The organism is Candidatus Streptomyces philanthi, from assembly GCF_059553635.1.
Genome location: NZ_JCANQV010000521.1, coordinates 1 through 2,254, shown reverse-complemented (window position 1 = coordinate 2,254; position 2,254 = coordinate 1). Strand labels below are relative to the sequence as shown.

General features: G+C 72.4%; 1 protein-coding gene and 1 pseudogene. Both read left to right on the top strand.

Translation table 11 applies throughout. From position 1 onward, the window contains the following. Positions 1 to 54: 54 nt before the first annotated feature. Complete coding sequence (locus AC51EU_RS29785) at positions 55 to 1,935, top strand: LpqB family beta-propeller domain-containing protein (RefSeq protein WP_496270201.1); 1,881 nt, start codon at positions 55 to 57, stop codon at positions 1,933 to 1,935. A gap of 88 nt (positions 1,936 to 2,023) precedes the next feature. Then, positions 2,024 to 2,254 (top strand): annotated as a pseudogene (locus AC51EU_RS29780) (ComF family protein); the annotation flags it as partial.

Here is a 2,254-nt window from a genome sequence, read left to right as displayed (position 1 = left end):
CCGGGCCGGCGGACGGCGCCGCGGGACGGGACGGGGAACGGAAGGACGAGCTGCGTGGACGCTGACCTGGACCTGAGGCACGGCCCGGGGCCCGGGGCGGGCGCTTCTGCCGCCCGCGGGGCCGGCAGGGCGCCCCGGCCGGTGCGTGCGGCCGCGCTGCTGTGCTGCGCGGGCCTGCTGCTGGCCGGATGCGCGTCGATGCCGGACGGCGGGGACGTCAAGGCCGTCGACCAGTCCTCGCGTGGTGACGGCGACTCACAGGTGCGGGTGTACGGGGTGCCGCCGCCCGATGGAGCGCAGCCCACCAACATCGTCCGCAGCTTCCTCGACGCGACGACCAGCGACGAGGCGGACTTCCGTACGGCCACGCAGTACCTGGCCGCGTCGGCGCGGCGTACGTGGCGGCCGTTCCTGGAGACCCGGGTGCTCCAGGAGCGTCCCAAGGCCGAGCCGGACCTGCGGCCGCACCGTCCGGACCCGGACGGATACACCGTCACGCTGTCGGGCAGTCAGATGGCGACGGTGGACGGCAATCACGCGTACACGCCGGACGAGAAGCCGTACCGCACGACGCTGCACCTCATTAAGGAGGGCGGCCAGTGGCGGATCGACCGGCTGCCGGACGGCCTGGTGCTGGGGCAGTCGGACTTCCGGCGCATCTACCAGTCCGTCAACAAGTACTACTTCGCGTCGTACAAGACCGAGTCGCAGCAGCCGAAGGCGCGCCGCAACGTCCTGGTCGCCGACCCGGTCTATCTGCGGCAGCGGATAGATCCGGTCACCGCGAGCGTGCAGGCGCTGCTGGCCGGGCCCTCGGACTGGCTGGGGCAGGTGACGTCCACGGGATTCCCGGCGGGCACCCGGCTCGAAAGCCGCAATCTGTCCCTCGACGACTCCAACGCGCTCCGGGTGAAGCTCAGCCGGGAGGCGGTGAGCACCGACACCGGGCAGTGCAAGCGGATGGCGGCCCAGTTGTTCTTCACTGTCCAGGACATGGTCCGGGCGTCGAAGATCAGCGAGGTGGAGCTCCAGGACACCAACGGCAACTCGCTGTGCGTCCTGGGCCAGGACGAGGCGGTCCGCGACTTCGCCCCGCACGGTCGCGCCGACCGCTCGTCCGGTGAGTACTACATAGACGCCGAGCACAAGGTCGTCACGATGTCGGACACGGCGACCGAACCGACGCCGGTGCACGGCCCGTTCGGTACGACCAGGACCTCGCTGGGGTCGATGGCCGTCTCCCGCGACGAGCGCACCGCCGCGGGAGTGACGGTGGACGGCAGGTCGCTGTACGTCGCCCCGTTGGAGAACGGTGCCGAGCGCGGCGGCCCCCTGCTGACCAGCCCTGTCAAGAACGCGTTGACGGCGCCGAGCTGGGACGGTCTGGGCGATCTGTGGATCGCGGAGCGCACCGGCCACGGCTCGCGCCTGCTGCGGTGGAACCAGGGCAAGGGCGCGGCCTCGGAGGTCGCGGTGCCCGGCCTCGGCAAGCGGCGCATCAAGGCGCTCAGGGTCGCCTCCGACGGCATCCGTATCGCGATCCTCGTCGAGGACAAGGGGCGTACGACGCTGCAACTCGGACGGGTCGAGCGGGGCGGTTCCTCGGGGCACCCGGAGCTGAGCGTCCAGGAACTGCGGCCGATCGCGCCGCAGCTGGAGGACGTGGTGGCCGCGTCCTGGGCGGGCGGCAGCCGGCTGGTGGTCGTCGGCCGGGAGTCCGGCGGGGTGCAGCAGATGCAGTTCATGGAGACCGACGGTTCCGCTTCCAACGCGCAGACACTGCCGGGCGTCAATGGCGTCAAGGCGGTGGCGGCGTCGGAGGACGAGAGCCGGCCGTTGATCGCCGACGCGGAGGAGGGCATCGTCCGGCTGCCTCCGGACGCCAACTGGAAGACGGTCGCGAAGGACGGTTCGGCACCGGTATACCCCGGCTGACCAGGCGTTTTTTGGACGATCCGACGCGGTAGCCGGGAGTTGTCCACAGGGGTGGCGGGGCGGGTGCGCGGGGCGGCACAGTGGCGTCATGTCCGAGGTACGAGGGGTGTGGCGGGAGCTGGCGGGGCTGGCGCTGCCGGTCGACTGCGCGGGGTGCGGCCGGGCCCGTACGGAGCTGTGCGGGCGCTGCCGGCGGGCGCTTTTCCGGGGCGGGCGGGGGCCCGGCCGGGTACGGCCGGTGCCGCGTCCGGCGGGACTGCCGGAGGTCTGGGCCGGCGCGGTCTACGCGGACGCGGTGCGGTCCGTACTGCTCGCGCAC